The following is a 16,549-nucleotide window of genomic DNA, read 5'->3' as shown; positions in this document are numbered from 1 at the left end:
CCATGATGAAAGAAACCAATGTCATGGAAATTCAGGCAGACATCAACGGCGACGACATTGCCGAGGCCGTGCCTGTACGTATGCATGCCGCCGATTTCCTGCGCAAACGCTGCGGCCTGACCGGTGTTCACATCGGCTGCGAGCAGGGCGTATGCGGCATGTGCACCATTGTGGTCGATGGCGTCGCAGTGAAGTCCTGCCTGATGCTTGCGGTGCAGTTGGACGACTGTACCGTACGTACCGTTGAATCGCTCGAGGAAAACGGCGGATTGAACGCGCTGCAGCAAGCTTTTCGAGAACACCACGGCTTGCAATGCGGCTTCTGTACTCCCGGCTTTCTCATGCTGGCCACCCATCTCAAGAACAGCGGCAAGCGCTACACCCTTTCCGAGCTGCGGGAAGAAATGAGCGGCGTTCTGTGCCGCTGCACCGGCTACGAAGGACCGGTGCGTGCCGTAGCCCAGTACCTGGGCGATCAAATGATTGACGACGGACTGCCATGCTAGACCATGTAATAACCAAACCCGAAGAAGCACCGGCAACGGCTCCCAATGCCGACCGAGACACGCACCGCCACATCGGCCGCGCCATCCTGCGCACCGAGGATCTGAGGCTTTTGCGTGGAGACGGGCATTATGTGGATGACGATCAGCCCAGTCGCGTGCTGGAGATGGCGGTGGCCCGCTGCCCCTTTCCTCATGCGCGCATCGTCTCCATCGATATTTCCGAAGCAATGCAGTTGCCCGGTGTGCGTCATATTCTTTGTCCGGAAGACATCGTCGAAGCGACCCGCCCCATGACAGTGTTGCGCCCTGTGCCGGGTGCCGCCGCCCTGCCCTATTACGCTCTGGCGCAAGGCAGGGCGCTGCACGAAGGCCAACCGGTAGTCAGCATCGCCGCGGCCACGCGCGCTGTCGCTGAAGACGCCATCGAGCTCGTCCATATCGAGTACGAGCCGCTACCCTGTATCACCGATACGGCAAAAACGATCGAATCCGAAGCCCCGATACTGCATCCCGGTATTCTGGCCAGCAACATCCTGGCCGAGAACGTGGATCAAGCCGGTGAAGCCCACCGAAAGCTCGGCGAAGCCGACGTCGTGGTACAGGACCGGTTCCGCGTCAATCGCGTAACGCCGCTTCCCATGGAGACCCGGGGCATTCTGGCGAGCTGGCGGCCGGGCATACGCCTGCTTTCTGTGCGCATGTCCACCCAGACACCGCATCTGGTGCGCAAGCAATTGGCCGAAATCCTGCGCATCGAAGAAAGCTGCATCGAAGTCGCCGCGTCCGACGTGGGCGGCGGCTTCGGCATGAAGCTGGGCGTCTATCCCGAAGACATACTCGCCTCCCTGCACGCCATGGCCCTGCGTCAACCCGTCAAATGGATAGAAGACCGCTTGGAACACTTCCGGTCAGCCACGCATGGCCGTGAATCGCTGCACGACTATCAGATCGGCGCCACACAAGACGGCCTCATCGTCTCCCTCATCGATGATTACGTCACCGACCTCGGAGGTTGGAACTCTTCTTTCGGCTCATCCCAGCTATCCAGCGTCACTTTTGCCGGCCCCTACAAGGTGGGCGACGCCTATGTGCGCCGACGCGTGGCGCTGACCAACAAGACTCCCATAGGCGCTTACCGTGGCTATGGCCAGCCCGAAGTCAACTTCGCCCGCGAAGTCCTGATGGACAGGCTGGCCCGCAAGCTCGGCATGGATCCCCTGGATCTGCGCCGCAAGAACATGTTGCGTCCCGAAGACCTTCCATGGACCACGGCCAGCGGCGCCGTCTACGACAGCGGCGATTACCCCAAGAGCCTGGACATGGCCGCTGACGCCATAGGCTATGAGGCGCATCGCAACGCCAAGTCGAACGAGCTATCCGACGGCCGTAAAGTGGGCATCGGGTTTTCTTCCTTCATCGAGCGAACCGGCTACGCCAGTGCACGCTTTCTCATGAAGCGGGGTTCGCAATTCGGAGCGCACGAAAGCCTTACCTTGCGCGCCAACCGCTCGGGCGGCATCGACATCTACACGGGCGTCTCGTCGATCGGCCAAAGCACCGAAACCGCCATGGCACAGGTATGCGCCGACATACTCGGCGTGGACATGGACATCGTCCGCGTTCATTCCGGCGACACCGCGGCGTCTCCTTTGAACACCGGGTCTTTCGCATCGCGAACCATGATCGCCTCGGCCGGCGCCCTTCAGGAAGCCGGTACGGTACTGCGCGCAAAAATCCTGCGCATCGCGGCCATGGCCCTGGAATGCGCCGAAAGCGAACTCGTCCTGGAGGGACGCCAGGTTCGCCATAGCCAGGACGCTCAACGCGGCATGCCCCTGAGTCAGATCTTTACGCGCGCCATCGTGGGCCAAGGCATTCCCGCCGATGAGCCGCCTGGTCTGGAAGTCACCACCCACTTCGAGCCGCCCGAGGCCGCTTTCGCGTTCGGCACGGCGGCCGCCAAGGTACTGGTCGACCCGCTGACCGGAGAATTCGAAATTGAAAATTTCGTATTGGTGCACGACTGCGGAACCGTCATCAATCCCATGCTGGTAGAAGGTCAGGTACGCGGCGCTCTGATGCAAGGGTTCGGCGCGGCCCTGGGCGAAGAGCTGCTTTACGATGAGCAGACAGGCCAGTTGCTCAATGGCACGATGATGGATTATTTCGCCCCCACCGCCGCCGACGCGCCGCCTATAACGCTTTTGCATACTGAAGTTCCCTCTCCGGTCACCCCGCTGGGCATACGGGGCGTAGGCGAAGTCGGTACCATCGCCCCAGCCGCAGCGGTAACCAATGCGGTCTGCAACGCGCTGGCCGAGTTCCAAGTGGAGATTTCGGCGCTTCCCCTCACCCCCGAGGCTATATGGCACGCTCTGCGCGCACCGCGCTGCGAATGAATACCTCACGAAATCTGTAAGGAAACAAGAATGGACCAATCATTGGAAGCCCGGTTCAGGGGCCGCTTCGCGGATCCCGATTTCAGCGTATTGGAACTGGCGGCGATAAATTGGCTGGATGGGTTCTATCAATTGGAGCATCTTTTATCCACCCGCGCCTGGACCATGCGTCTGGTTCCCACCGCCTCGGCCGAACTGAAATTCGCCGCGCTGGTACATGATGCCGAGCGATTCTTCCCCGGCGGACCATCCGGCACGCCGGATACCTCTTTCGACGATCCAGATTACCTGTTCGCCCATTCCATCCGGTCTGCCGACATCGTTGAGGACTGGCTCAGGAAGCAACCCTCCGTTCCAGAGGCATTCATACGTCGTGTACGGCAGCTCGTCCTACGCCATGAAATCGGCGGCAATACGGAGGAAGACATCCTGCAGGCGGCCGACTCGCTGTCCTGGTTCGATACCCTCGACTGGCTAGCTTACGAATGGGCGTCTTCGGGCAAACTGAGCCATGGCAAAGTATGCGACAAGCTGGACTGGATGCTGACCCGCATCCGTCCCACCGTAGCAATGGAGAACGCTCTGGGCATCTATCGAGAGGCCATCGCCTCACTTGAAGGCCGCAACGACGTGGCGCAAATGAACCTGGCGGAACGGCGCCGCATCGCGGGCAACAAAACCGTATTGCTCGGGCTCTGATGCAAAAAAGCCCGACACGGCAACGCCGTATCGGGCTGGGGAGCTTGCCCCCGCCTTGGCGAGGGCAATGCATGCTGCTTAGTAGCGGCCGGAGAGCAGGCTGCCGGCGTTGGGCACTTCGCGCTGCAGATTCAGGCGCTTGAGCATCTGGTGAACCGTGCTGATGGCCGCGGTGGTAACCGGCAGGCCGAGCCGGTCTTCGACCTGCTGCACCGACTGGAAGGACGGCATCTGCACGCAGGCGGACAGCACCACGGCGTCGACGCCGCTGGTGTTCAGGCGCTTGACGTGCTCGGCGGGAGCCAGGGGATCTTGGCGGCCGACTTCGAGGTTGTCGGGGATTTCGAGCGACACGGCGTCATGCACTTCGATGCCCTCGTTCTCGATGTAGTCGACCACGAGCTGGGTCAGGGGCTTCATGTAGGGAGTCAGGATGGACACTTTCTTGGCGCCCATGGCGTGCAGTCCGTCGACCAGCGCGCCGGCGCTGGACACGACAGGGGCTTCGCCGTTGTTGTCGACGGTGACCTGGTGCAGGCGCTTCTCGGATTCACGGTGGTAGCCCAGGCCCATGCTCATGATGGCGACCAGGCAGGCGTAGCCCAGCACGTCGACGCGCGCGTCGGACAGCTCGAGCGCGCAGCGGTCGGAGTCGGCGTCCATGGCCTTGAGCTCTTCGGCCGTGACTTTCTTCATGCGCATGCGGCTGGAATGGAAGGTGAAGCGCTCGGGGAACGAGGCTTCGCGGCTGCGCAGCATGAGCGGAATTTCGGTTTCCATCGTGGTGTTCGAGCTGGGAACGATTTGACCGATGCGGAAGGAGCGAGCGTTGGTGGTCATGATCTATACCTGAAATAGTGAGGGTCTATATGACGGTTACGTGACTATGATCGTTTATTTAGGGCGCGCGGACCAATATCGATTTCGTCTCATGCGCTATATTTTGCCTATGGAACTGCGCCAGCTACGCTACTTTACGACATTGGCCGAGGAATTGAACTTCACTCGCGCCGCCGAGCGCCTGCATATTTCGCAGCCGCCGCTCAGCGCCCAGATCGCCCAGCTCGAGGACGAGCTGGGCGTGAAGCTGTTCCATCGCAACAGCCGCAAGGTCGAGCTTACCGAGGCGGGCGCATCGTTTCTGCGCGACGTGCGCGTCATTCAAAGCCGGCTGAAGGAAGCGACGCTGCGGGTGCAACATATCGATGCGGGGCTGGCCGGCCGCATCGAGGTGGGGTTGTCGGGCTCGCATTTTCTGGGCCCGCTGCCCGGACTGATCGGCAAACTGGCTGCGTCGCATCCCGACATCCGTGTCATTTTGAACGAAATGGCGCCCAACGACCAGCTCGAAGCGCTGCGCGAGCACCGCATCGACGTCAGCATCTCGCGCCAGTCCATCGAGGACGACCTGCTGTGCAGCCGCCGCCTGTGGCCGGACCCGCTGCTGGTCGCCCTGCCTCCCGAACACCCCCTGTCCCGACGCACGCGCATCCGGCTCGACGAGCTTGCCGGCGAGCGCTTCGTCATGCTTCGCCGCGAAACGTCGACCTTTGCCGAACGCATCTTCAGGGCTTGCGCGGCCCACGGCTTCTCGCCCGACGTGGAACAGACCGTGGCCGAGGTGCCGGCGCAGCTCAGCCTGGTGACGGCCGGACTGGGCATCGCGCTGGTGCCGACCTCTACCAGCGCCTATCAGCCGCACGCCCTGGCATTTCGCCCCCTGGACGAACCCGGCCTGGAAGCCAGCGTGCACGCCGTCATGCGCAAGGACAATCGCAAGGCGGCGCTGGAAACCTTCGTCAGGCAGCTCACGCAGCCTTAGGGCCGGTCGAGCCGCATCGACGCTAGCCCGCTTCCTCCCGCGTGGTGCGCCGCACGCATTCCAAAGCCATTTCGAAGGACTTCGGATACAGTTCGTCGTTGCGCCAGTACATGGAGACCGATCCGAAGCCCTCCAGCTTGAGAGGCAGGATGCGCACCAGATTGAGCCGGGCCAGCATGACGGTGGAGCGGTGCGATGCCGTGCCGATGACGTCGCTATGCGTCAGCAGGGTGACGTTGGCAATGACCGAATTGCTTTCGATATAGTTCCGGGGCAGGGACTGGTTGGCGTTGGCCAGCGCGGCCTCCAGGGCGTTCCTGACGGGCGTCTGGCTGGGCCAGACTATCCAGCGGTATTGCTTGACGTCGTGCCAGTGCAGCTCGGGCAGGTCGAACAGTGGATGGTCGGGGCGGGCGACCAGGTCGATGGGCTCGACGTAAAGCTCTTCGGACTGAATGCTGGATTCCACCGCGATGTCGCTTGCCGTGCGGCCCATGACGATGTCCAGGTCGCCGCGCGCCAGCAGCGTCAGCAGGCGGTCCATGGTGCCCTCCACCAGATCGATGCGCATGTCGGGCATCCGCTCGGCCATCGCCAGTATCGCGCGGGGAGCCGCTTCGGTGGCGGCCGCGCCCGAGGCGCCGATCACCACGCGGCCGGCGCCCCCGTCGCGCAGAACATTCATGTCGTCCGCCGCCCGGTCCAGCTGCGCGTCGATGCGGCGCGCGTGGGCGATCAGGGTTTCGCCATGGGAGGTGGGCGTCAGCCCGCGCGCGTGGCGCTCGAACAAAGGCAGGCCGATGTCGGTCTCCAGGTCCTTGAGCCACTTGGAAAGCCCCGGCTGCGTCGTATGCAGCAGCTTGGCCGAATGGCTGAGGTTGCGCGTCTGGGCAAGGCTGAGCAGGAACTTCAGGTTGCGCAGGCGTATACGGTCGGTCCAGTCTGTAGCCATGGAATTTTCTGCGAATGGGTGGAGGGGCGCGCAGCCCCGGATTGCACGCCCTGCCTTGCAGGCGCGGGCCGCTTGCGCCACGCTGGCATATATAACACCGATACTCTGACGGGCGCGCCTGCCGGCGCTTGTTTTTCTCTTGAATTTTCTCTAATATTATCGAAAAAGCCCACGATTTTATAAAATCAGTTCTTAGTGAGACAGGCCGACATGAAAATTGCACCCCGCACCAATTATCGCGAAGACGTGGTCGGACGCGCCAACGTCGAAGACACGCCCGAGCTGCTCGCCTATTACGAAGAGCTCGATTCCCTCAAGACCGGCGCACTCTGGACGGTCGCCAACAAGATCGAGCCCTGGTTTCCGCAATCGTCGTCCGTGCCCGTGCTGTGGCGCTACAACGACCTGCGCGACCACGTGCTGCGTTCCATCGACCTGGTGTCGCCCGAGAAGGCCGGCCGGCGGGTCGTTTATCTGAACAATCCCGGCCGCCAGGACGTCGCCGCGGCCGTGGGCTGGCTTTATTCGGGCCTGCAGGCCATGAATCCCGGCGAACTGGCCTCGGCGCACAACCATTCGGCCAGCGCCCTGCGCTTCATCATGGAAGGCAGCGGCGCCTATACCGTCGTCGACGGCCACAAGATGACACTGGGCGCCAATGACTTCGTGCTGACCCCCAACGGCACCTGGCACGAGCACGGCGTCAGCGAGGACGGTTCGCCCTGCATCTGGCAGGACGGCCTGGACATCCCGCTGATCAATGCTCTGGAAGCCAACTTTTATACAGTGCACCCCGACCTGAATCAGGCCGTCACCTATGCCGTCGACGACAGCACCGCCACCTGGGCCGGCACCGGCCTGGCGCCGTCCGACGACAAATGGGAACACGGCTATTCGCCGTTGCTCAAGTACGAGTGGGAGCCCACCTACGAAGCGCTGTGCCGGTATGCCCGCGTCACCGACGGTTCGCCCTTCGACGGCGTGCTGATGAACTACATCAACCCCAAGACAGGCGGCCCTGTCATGCAGACCATAGGCGCCAGCATGCAGATGCTGCGTCCGGGCGAGCATACCAAGGCCCACCGCCACACCGGCAGCTTCATCTACCAGGTGGCCAAGGGCAAGGGTTTCTCCATCATCAACGGCCAGCGCTTCGACTGGCAGGAACGCGACATCTTCTGTGTGCCGTCCTGGATGTTCCACGAGCATGCCAACGCCAGCCAAAGCGAGGACGCCTGCCTGTTCTGCTTCAACGATCTGCCCGTGATGAAGTCGCTGGGCCTGTATCGCGAAGAGGCCCTCAAGGAAAACGACGGCCACCAGCCCGTCTAAAGCTTGCGCGTCGGCGTGGGTCTTCCGGCCCGCGCCGGTCCGTTTTCATACTTTCATTTCACCCATCCGCACATCGCAACAGGCGGCCCGGCCGCCTGACAACAAGGAAACAACATGCGCCTAGTCACATACCGCCGCAACGTCCTGGAAAGCGCCCGCCTTGGCGCCATCGTCGACGACATGGTCGTCGATATCGAGTACTTGGGCATGATCGCGGGCATCGACCTGCCCAACGACATGCTCGAATTCATCGACCTGGGCCCCTCGGCGGTGGCCACGGCCACCGAACTGCTCAAAGAGCATCAGGAAAGCTGGCCCGTAGGCGTGGCGCAGCCCCTGCAGAACGTCAAGCTGCTGGCGCCCATTCCGCGCCCCCGCAAGAACATCTTCGGCATCGGCCTGAACTACGTCGAACACGTCGAAGAGTCCAGCCGCTCGCTCGACACCTCGGCCGACCTGCCCAAGCAGCCCATCATCTTCACCAAGCCGCCCACCACCGTCATCGGCCCCGGCGACAGCATCGAGCACAACGCCAAGATCACCCAGCAACTCGACTGGGAAGTGGAGCTGGCCGCCATCATCGGCACCCGCGCCCAGCGCATCGAAGAAAAAGACGCGCTGTCCTACGTCTTCGGCTACAGCCTGATGCTGGATATGAGCGCGCGCGACAACCGCCGCGCCGGACAGTGGGTGTACTCCAAGGGCCTGGATACCTACGCGCCCTTCGGGCCCTGCATCGTCACCGCCGACGAAATCCCCGATCCGCAAAAGCTCGATCTCTGGCTGAAGGTCAACGGCGAGATCAAGCAACAGTCCAACACCCGCTACATGCTGTTCAACGTCGCTCACCTGGTGGCCGACATCAGCGCGGGCATCACGCTCGAGCCGGGCGACATCATCGCCACCGGCACGCCCTCGGGCGTGGGCGCGGGCCGCACTCCGCAAGAATGGCTGTGGCCCGGCGACGTGGTCGAGTCCTACGTCGAAGGCATCGGCACGATGCGCAATCCGGTCGTGGCCGTCTGACCGGCCCGCCCACTCACCGTCTCATCGAGGAAGCCATGCCAAACCTGCCCGTCGTCAAGGTTGCCGCCGTCCAAGCGGCTCCAGTGTTCCTGGACACGAACGCCACCGTCGAAAAAGTGTGCGCGCTGATCGAAGAGGCCGCCGGCCAGGGCGCTCAGCTGATCGCCTTTCCCGAGGTCTTCGTGGCCGGCTATCCCTACTGGAACTGGATCATGAATCCCGTCGAGGGCAGTCCATGGTTCGACAAGCTGTGCCGCAGCGCCATCGAGATTCCCGGCCCTGAAATCCAGCGCATCGCCCAAGCGGCGGGGCGCCATGGCGTGCACGTGGTAGTGGGCGTGAACGAGCGCAGCCCGACGGGCATCAGCACCCTGTACAACACGCTGGTGTTCATCGGCCCCGACGGCAAGCTGCTGGGCCGCCACCGCAAGCTCGTGCCCACCTGGGCCGAGAAGCTTACCTGGGCCAACGGCGACGGCGCCTCGCTGCGCGTCTACGATACCGCCATCGGCCCCCTGGGCGGGCTGGCCTGTGGCGAGAACACCAATACGCTGGCGCGCTTCAGCCTGCTGGCGCAGGGCGAGCTGCTGCACGTGGCCAGCTATATCTCGCTGCCGGTGGCGCCGCCCGACTACGACATGGCCGAGGCCATCAAGGTGCGCGCCATGGCCCACTGCTTCGAAGGCAAGGTGTTCACCGTCGTGGCCTGCTCCACCATTTCCGAAGAAATCATCTCGTCCTTCACCAAGACGCATCCGCAAGCCGAGCAGATGCTACGGCGCAAGAACAGCGCCTTCTCGGGCGTCATCGGGCCGGACGGCCGGCTGGTGGGCGAGCCGCTCATCGACGCCGAGGGCATCGTCTACGCCGACGTCGACCTGTCGCGCTGCATCCAGCCGCGTCAGATGCACGACATCACCGGCCACTACAACCGCTTCGACGTATTCGACCTGCGCGTCAACCGCCAGCCCCAGCAGGCGGCGCAGTTCTCCGACCTGCAGCGCGGCGCCAACCTCGAATTCGACGAAGAGGCCGAACAGGCCGCGGTGGGCGGGGCCGAAGGCGGAGCGCGGCCATGAACGCCCCCCTGCGCGAAGCGCCGCGCGTCGCCAAATCATCGACCTTGGCCGAGCAGGCCTATGCGGGCCTCAAGCGCGATATTCTTTCAGGCGAACTGGCCCCGGGGCTGGCCCTGCGCCTGGAGTTTCTCAAGCAGCGCTACCAGCTCAGCTTCACACCGCTGCGCGAGGCGCTGAACCGGCTGCACAGCGAACGCCTGGTCGACTCGGTCGCGCTCAAGGGCTTCAGGGTGGCGCCGCTTTCGCTGAAAGAGATGCAAGACTCGATGAGCGTTCGCACGCTCATCGATTGCGAAGCCTTGCGGCGTTCCATCGCGCACGCCACCGACGACTGGGAAACCCAGATCGTCGCGGCGCTGCATGCGCTGGACCTGGTCACGCGGCGCAATGGCGCCGAGGCGCTCCAGGCCTCGTACGACGAGGTAGAGCAACGCCACCTGGCGCTGCACCGGGCGCTGATCGCGGCCTGTGACTCGCGCTGGCTGCTGGAGTTGTCGGCAACGCTGTACATACAGACCGAGCGATATCGTCGGCCCATGCTGAAGACCTCAGTGCGGCGCGACAGCAGCCGGGACGTGTCGAAAGAGCACCACGAGATCGTCGATGCCACGCTGCGCCGGGACGCCGAACAGGCGACAGCTCTCCTGGCCGAGCATTACAACCGCACAACCAGGCTTATAGAAACATCGCTGCTCGAGTGGCCTAATACCTCGGCCGCATGAGTCGTCTTCCACCGGCGGCACGCATAACGCTGTGTCGCCGGGCCGAATATAAATAGAAGGAACGGTGGCGCTGATTACCGGACAGTCAGCCTACCCTGCCTTTACATCCACCCGCATCGTGCCCACGCCTTCTATGTGGGCCATTATGACGTCACCCGGCTTCACGGGTCCCACACCCTCGGGCGTACCTGTAAAGAGGACATCGCCCTCGTGCAGGGTATAGAACGCCGACGCGAACTCGATCAGCTCTGGTATGCCGATGACGAGGTCCCGTGTATTGGCTTTCTGCCGAAGCTCTCCATTGACGGTCAGCCAGAAGTCCAGCTGCCCCGGGTTAGCGATTTCATCCGCTGTGACCATCCAGGGCCCCAGCACGCTATAGGTGTCGATCGACTTGCGCATGCTGCGCTCTTCAGGGCCTCGCACGGTCATGTCCAGGCCAATGCAATACCCGGCAATGTGGCCCCAAGCGTCCTTGCGTAAAATCCGGCTGCCCGCCTTGCCTATAACGACGGCCAGCTCGATCTCATGGTCGTTCCTGCGGTCGGCATGGCGAAGCGCCACCGCCTGGCCCGCGCCGATCAGCGAGCTCGCCGCCTTCAAGAACAAGCCCACCCGCTGGATCTCGCCCACTTGATTATCGTGGTGAATCTCGGCGTCGGCGCGGGCTTCGTCCAAATGCTTCCGATAATTTACGGGCGCGGCCACCAGCTTGCCCGGATTGGCGATGGGGCTTAACAAGCGGACCTCTCCCAGCGCATGGGAACTTGCGGCGGGCAACAGCTGCTTGATGCGGACAATGACCCTGTCGAGGTTGGCAATCAGCGGATCGACCCGAGGCAACGGATAGGAGACCGAGGGCAGAATACGAAGGGCCTCGGTCACGTCAAAGACCCGATCGCCTTCGACGACGCCCAAGCGGTCCGAATTGAAACGACACAAACGCATGAGAAATTCCTGAATGAAACGCCCGGCGCAAGGCCGGACGCTGTGAAATCGCTATCTGAAGGAATACGGCCCTCAAAATGTACCGGCCGGCGCCAGGCGATACCTGATGGGCTAAGCCTGCTTAAGCGCCAGCCCTTGCTCCTGTTCTTGCTTGATCCTGCGTTCGAGGATTCGGCGGGCCTGCACGCCCCCCGAATCGATGTTCAGCATCAGCCAGCGCCGATCAGGATGCTTGTCCATATTGTGCTGCTGCGACTCCAGCACGGCAAAATCCTGGCTGAAGATCTTTCTTTGGCGGTTCAATATGGTTTCCGTCAGCTCGGGGTCGTCGGCCTTGAAGTTGCGCGCCAGGCCGCCAAAATACCAATGCGTGTCTTCGGTTTCGGGCGTCATGAAGTCCACGGCGACACCGCTGGCCTTGTACTTGGGATCGGCCTCGAAGCCGCCGTTGCCGGCGTGCGCCACCCCGACCTGTATATGCACATTGGCGGGCAATGAAAAGCACGATATCTGCCAGCGGTCGACCGGCACGTCATCGGCCAGGTCATTATTGCGCAGGGCCGCGGCCCAGAAAGGCGGCGCAGGAATGTCGTACATGAACCGGCTGGTATAGACGGCGTCGCCCTCGACCCGGGTGTTGACGGGCGATAGATCGATTTCGTCCTGTCCGATGCTATCCGAGTGCACGTATGCCTCGTGGGTCAAGTCCATCAGGTTGTCGACCATCAGGCGGTAGTCGCATTTGACGTGAAACACACCCACGTCGTAGGTCCAATCGGGCGAATTGGCCCATTCATAGTGTGGAATGGCGGCTGGGTCGGCCTGGGTGGGGTCACCCGGCCATAACCAGATCAGGCCATTGCGTTCTTCAACGGGATAGCTCTTGACCGACGGAAACCCGCCCACGCGCTGCATGGGCATGGACACCGTCTTGCCATCGCGCCCCATGACCAAGCCATGGTAGCCGCAGACCAGGTTGCCATTGCAGACCCTGCCCAGCGACATGGCGGCGCCACGATGCGGACAGTAGTCGTCCACTGCGGCGATCCGGCCTTCGGCATCGCGAAAGAAGGCGATATTCTCTCCGCATATCTTGCGCCCCAACGGCTTGTCGGCAACTTCGCCGGATTTGGCGGCAACGTACCAAGCGTTCATTAGAAACATGTCATCATCCTCTCGAAGCTATGCTCCGGCCTGCCGGCAAGCTGGAGCCATTCCGCAAAAAATTATTTTTCCTTGCCCGGATCCTTGAACGCGGCCACATGATCGAACTCGATGTTTTGCAGACGACCATCCACCTTTTCCACCTTGCGGATATAGACGTTCTGGATAATGTCTCGCGTTTCAGGGTCTATCGAAATCGGACCCCGCGGGCTTTCCCATGCCATGCCCTTGGCTGCGGCAATGAAGTCATCACCGCTGGCATCGGCGCCGATTTTCTTCAAGACCTCGTAGATCAGGTGCATGCCGTCATAGCCGCCGACAGTCAGGAAGGTGGGGCGCTGATTGGGAAACTTCTTGTAGTAGGCCTCGGTGAATTCCTTGTTGACCTTGGAGTCATGGGCTTCGGAATAAGTAAAAGATGTAATCAGGCCCAAGGCGCGGTCTCCTACCGCCGAGAGCTGGTCTTCGGTGGTAATGTCGCCGGTCGAGATCAGCTGTATGCCCTCTTTATCCAGGCCACGCTCTCGATATCCCTTGATGAACGACACCCCTTGTTCGCCCGCCGGCACAAACAGGAAGACGGCATCGGGCTTTTCGTCCTTGACCCGCTGCAGGAATGGCGAGAAATCGGGGTTCTGAACCGGCATTCTTACGCTGCCGACGATGGTGCCGCCCTCTTGCGCAAAGGTCTTGAGAAACTGCGCCTCGGAGTCGTGCCCCGGGCCATAGTCGGCGACAAGCGTGTACACCTTCTTCATGCCGTTATTGGCCGCCCATATCGCCATTGGTGCCGTGAACTGACCCATGGTCGACGAAGTGCGGACAATGTAGGGAGACCGCTCTGTAATGGAAGATGTGGCCGCGTTCATGACGATCATCGGCTTCTTGGCGGACGTGGCCAGCGGCGCAACCGCGAATGCCGAAGGGGTGAATCCAAAGCCCGCCAGCACATCCACCTTTTCCTGTACGACCAGCTCTTGGGCGGCGCGCTTGCTGATGTCCGGCGCAATGCCGGTATCGTCCCGAATCACCAATTCGACCTTACGGTCGCCGATGGCATCGCCGTAGCGCTCCACATATAGATTCACCCCATCGAGAATCTGCTTGCCCACAGTGGAGAACGGCCCGGAAAGCGGCAGCACCAATCCAATCTTTATATTATCCTCGGCAGCCTGGGCCGCTCCGGCCAAACCCGTCGCCAGCACTGCGGCCAGCAATTTTCTACTTATCGACATTGTTGTCTCCTGTCTTTTATGTAAACCGCAACCGTGACTGGCATTTGCCAGACATAGCCATCAGCCCGAAGACTGCGGGGCCATGATAATGATGGGCTTGATGGTCGTGCCACTGTGCATGTCGGCAATGGCACTGTTGATTTCCGACAAGCCATAGAACTTCACCAGCTTGTCGAAGGGAAACTCTCCACGCATGTACATCTCTATCATTTGTGGAATGAATCTTTCGGGCACGCTGTCTCCTTGGTGTATGCCGCGCACCGAACGCGCTCCCAGCACCATCTGCAGCACATTGGCGCGCATGTCGGCCCCCTTGGCGGTGGCGATCAGCCCGCATATGCCACGCACCGCAAGATTGTCGACCGCTTCGCGGATGACCTCGATATTGCCCGAGGTGTCCAGGGCGTAGTCCATCCCATCGGGAGCAATGGAACGCACCACCGAGAACGTGTCCTGTTCCAACGCATTGATGACGTGGGTTGCGCCCAGTTCCTTAGCCAGATCGAGGCGGGATTGCGTGGTGTCCACGGCAACAATGGCTCCGGCGCCAGACGCCTTCGCAGCCATTACTGCGGCCAGGCCCACCGAGCCGACGCCGAATATCCCGATGGCGCTGCCGGCCGGTACCCTCAATGAGTTGATGACAGCGCCCGCGCCTGTCTGGAATCCGCAACCCAGGGGCCCCGCGAGCTCCAGCGGAAAGTCCTTGCGAATAGGAACGACATTGCGCTCTGAACACAGGGCATACGTGGCAAAGGCGGATTGATTGAAGAAGTGACTATGGATGGCCTCGTCACCCTTCGAGAATGCGGTGGATCCATCTGTGCGCCCGCCCGAGAAATTGCTGTCGTTCAGATTCTGGCAATACGCAACGTCGCCGCGAGAGCAACTGGAGCAATGGCCGCAACTATTGAAGGACATGACCACGTGGTCTCCGGGCTTGACCTTGAGAACCCGCCTACCCACCTTCTCGACCACTCCCGCCCCCTCGTGCCCCAGCACAATAGGCTTGGGTACGCGATTTGGCGCTTCGCACATGCCGATGTCGGTATGACAGATTCCTGTGCCGACCACGCGCACCAGAATCTCGTCGTCACGCGGCTCGCTCAGCTCCAGCGTTTCAAGCGTAAGGGGCCCGCCTGTCGTGCGGCATACTGCTGCGTCAATTTGCATCGTATTTCTCTCTACGCTGAGTACCTTGAACACACCAACGGATTATCGAGTTTCAAAGTAGAAATGCTTGGTCTGCATGAAGTCGTTCAGGCCCTCTACCCCATGCAGCTTGCCGTAGCCGCTGTCCCCATAGCCGCCGGTCTCCACCTCGGCGAAAAGGCGGTTATGGGCATTCATCCATACCGTGCCGAACCTCAGCCTGGACGCAACGCGCCGGGCCTTTATGGCGTCGCTCGTCCAGACGCTCGCGGCGAGGCTGTAGCGGGTGGCATTGCTTCTGGAGATCGCTTCTTCTTCGCTGCAAAAGCGCTCTATGATCAGTACGGGTCCGAAGATTTCTTCCTGGATCAAGGGCGAAGACAGGTCTTGCTCGGCAATCAGGCTGGGCTCGAGAAAGGCGCCGCGGGCAAGATCGCCGCCGGGGATCGAGCCCCGGTGAATCACCTTGCCCTGCTTGCTGGCCCCATCCACGATGGCCGCGACACGATCCCTGCTTGCCATATTGATCAGGCTGCCCATTTGCGAATCGGGGTCGGTGCCCGGCCCGACCTTCAGGCGCCCCAGGGCCCGGGCCAGGCGCGTGCTGAATTCATCGTAGATACTGTCGGCCACGAGGACACGCTCGATGCCCGTGCACTGCTGGCCGGCCATGACCATGCTGCCCGCAACAACCCCGGCAACCGCCTTGTCGATGTCGCAGTCTTCGAAGATGACCGCGGGAACCTTGCCGCCCAGCTCCAGCGACAAGCGCTTCAGGGTGCTTGAACTGGCCTGGGCAATGAGCTTGCCGACTCGCGACGAACCCGTAAAGCTGATGACGTCGACATCGGGGCTTTCACACAGATACTGGGAAACCTGCGCGCCCGACTCCACGACGGAGTTCACCACACCGGCGGGCAGGCGCTTGTCGCCAAGCAGGCATTCAAGCACCAGATTGTTGACCAGGGCGGTCTGGCAGGCAGGCTTGATCACCACCGAGCAGCCCGCCGCCAAGGCGGGCGCCAGCGAACGCACCAGCAGTGTAACGGGAGCATTCCAGGGCAGAATGATGGCGGCAACACCCGCGGGTTCACGATCGAGCGAGGCATGGCACCCAGGCTCTACCTCGAGGATGCGGCCGAACAGGTTACGTGCAAGGCCGGCGTAGTACTTCAGCTCGGATACACCGGCCATGATCTCGCCTATGGCTTCGCGACGCAGCTTGCCATTCAGCGTTACCAGCCAGTCGGCAATTTCATCTTTGCACCGATCCAGCTCGACCGCGAAGGCCCACAGGATCTCGGCCCTGGTGCGCGCATCACGAGACCAGGATGTCTGCCCGAACGCGCGACGGGCGGCGGCGATCGCGAGGGCGGCCTCTGCCTTGCCGCCCGCACAGTACTGGCCCACGACTTCGGAAGTGGCCGGATTGATGTTGTCTTCAAGGACGGCCTTTCCTTCCGCCGCCTCGAGCCAGTGTCCGTCAATATAGTGTTTCGCTATGGTCATGTGT

15 protein-coding genes are annotated in these 16,549 nt (G+C 61.9%); 8 read left to right on the top strand and 7 right to left on the bottom strand.

Annotated elements, in window-relative coordinates:
• Window positions 1–23 precede the first annotated feature (23 nt).
• Genes CSC67_RS04580 through CSC67_RS04570 form a run of 3 tightly spaced genes read left to right on the top strand, consistent with a single transcriptional unit; the run spans window position 24 to window position 3,604 of the window.
• Window positions 24–506, top strand: coding sequence for a (2Fe-2S)-binding protein (locus CSC67_RS04580; RefSeq protein WP_245220122.1), 483 nt, complete (start codon window positions 24–26; stop codon window positions 504–506).
• The gene (locus tag CSC67_RS04575; protein ID WP_118993350.1) at window positions 500–2,905 is read left to right on the top strand and encodes a xanthine dehydrogenase family protein molybdopterin-binding subunit; all 2,406 of its coding nucleotides are present in this window, start codon (window positions 500–502) and stop codon (window positions 2,903–2,905) included. Before CSC67_RS04580 ends, CSC67_RS04575 begins: the two co-directional genes overlap by 7 nt.
• A 30-nt stretch (window positions 2,906–2,935) precedes the next feature.
• Complete coding sequence (locus tag CSC67_RS04570; RefSeq protein WP_118993349.1) at window positions 2,936–3,604, top strand: HD domain-containing protein; 669 nt, start codon at window positions 2,936–2,938, stop codon at window positions 3,602–3,604.
• A 78-nt stretch (window positions 3,605–3,682) separates the two neighbouring features.
• Here the strand turns inward: CSC67_RS04570 and CSC67_RS04565 are convergent, their stop codons facing one another.
• A complete protein-coding gene (locus tag CSC67_RS04565; protein WP_118993348.1) occupies window positions 3,683–4,444 on the bottom strand; it encodes a maleate cis-trans isomerase family protein in 762 nt (253 codons plus the stop codon).
• Between the two features lie 91 nt (window positions 4,445–4,535).
• On the opposite strand from CSC67_RS04565, the gene CSC67_RS04560 reads away from it, so the two are divergent.
• Window positions 4,536–5,426, top strand: coding sequence for a LysR substrate-binding domain-containing protein (locus tag CSC67_RS04560; RefSeq protein ID WP_245220121.1), 891 nt, complete (start codon window positions 4,536–4,538; stop codon window positions 5,424–5,426).
• A 22-nt stretch (window positions 5,427–5,448) separates the two neighbouring features.
• Here the strand turns inward: CSC67_RS04560 and CSC67_RS04555 are convergent, their stop codons facing one another.
• Window positions 5,449–6,378, bottom strand: coding sequence for a LysR family transcriptional regulator (locus CSC67_RS04555; RefSeq protein ID WP_118993346.1), 930 nt, complete (start codon window positions 6,376–6,378; stop codon window positions 5,449–5,451).
• 210 nt (window positions 6,379–6,588) lie between these two features.
• Between CSC67_RS04555 and CSC67_RS04550 the strand changes: the two genes are divergently transcribed.
• The 4 genes from CSC67_RS04550 (at window position 6,589) to CSC67_RS04535 (ending at window position 10,537) form a co-directional block, all read left to right on the top strand.
• Window positions 6,589–7,710 (top strand): cupin domain-containing protein, encoded by a 1,122-nt coding sequence (locus CSC67_RS04550; RefSeq protein WP_118993345.1) that lies wholly within the window; start codon window positions 6,589–6,591, stop codon window positions 7,708–7,710.
• 114 nt (window positions 7,711–7,824) lie between these two features.
• Window positions 7,825–8,736: a fumarylacetoacetate hydrolase family protein gene (locus CSC67_RS04545; protein WP_118993344.1), complete on the top strand. Its 912-nt coding sequence runs from the start codon at window positions 7,825–7,827 to the stop codon at window positions 8,734–8,736.
• 35 nt (window positions 8,737–8,771) lie between these two features.
• Window positions 8,772–9,815, top strand: a complete 1,044-nt coding sequence (locus CSC67_RS04540) for a carbon-nitrogen hydrolase family protein (RefSeq protein ID WP_118993343.1) — start codon at window positions 8,772–8,774, stop codon at window positions 9,813–9,815.
• Window positions 9,812–10,537, top strand: coding sequence for a GntR family transcriptional regulator (locus tag CSC67_RS04535; RefSeq protein ID WP_118993342.1), 726 nt, complete (start codon window positions 9,812–9,814; stop codon window positions 10,535–10,537). The genes CSC67_RS04540 and CSC67_RS04535 overlap by 4 nt, the downstream gene beginning before the upstream one ends.
• A 90-nt stretch (window positions 10,538–10,627) precedes the next feature.
• On the opposite strand, the gene CSC67_RS04530 is transcribed toward CSC67_RS04535, so the two are convergent.
• From CSC67_RS04530 to CSC67_RS04510, 5 genes are all read right to left on the bottom strand, one after another.
• Window positions 10,628–11,485 (bottom strand): fumarylacetoacetate hydrolase family protein, encoded by an 858-nt coding sequence (locus CSC67_RS04530; protein WP_118993341.1) that lies wholly within the window; start codon window positions 11,483–11,485, stop codon window positions 10,628–10,630.
• A 111-nt stretch (window positions 11,486–11,596) separates the two neighbouring features.
• Entirely contained in the window at window positions 11,597–12,649 is a 1,053-nt protein-coding gene (locus tag CSC67_RS04525; RefSeq protein WP_118993340.1) for an aromatic ring-hydroxylating oxygenase subunit alpha, read from the bottom strand.
• Between the two features lie 62 nt (window positions 12,650–12,711).
• Complete coding sequence (locus CSC67_RS04520; protein WP_118993339.1) at window positions 12,712–13,884, bottom strand: ABC transporter substrate-binding protein; 1,173 nt, start codon at window positions 13,882–13,884, stop codon at window positions 12,712–12,714.
• Between the two features lie 60 nt (window positions 13,885–13,944).
• Window positions 13,945–15,057, bottom strand: a complete 1,113-nt coding sequence (locus tag CSC67_RS04515) for an NAD(P)-dependent alcohol dehydrogenase (RefSeq protein ID WP_118993338.1) — start codon at window positions 15,055–15,057, stop codon at window positions 13,945–13,947.
• 42 nt (window positions 15,058–15,099) lie between these two features.
• Entirely contained in the window at window positions 15,100–16,545 is a 1,446-nt protein-coding gene (locus tag CSC67_RS04510; protein WP_118993337.1) for an aldehyde dehydrogenase family protein, read from the bottom strand.
• Window positions 16,546–16,549: the final 4 nt, after the last annotated feature.

Origin of the sequence: Pusillimonas caeni, from assembly GCF_003545815.1 — a bacterium.
GTDB classification, from domain to species: Bacteria; Pseudomonadota; Gammaproteobacteria; order Burkholderiales; family Burkholderiaceae_B; genus Pusillimonas; species Pusillimonas caeni.
The sequence above is the reverse complement of the archived record's forward strand: the minus strand, read 5'-3'. Positions and strand labels throughout refer to the sequence as shown.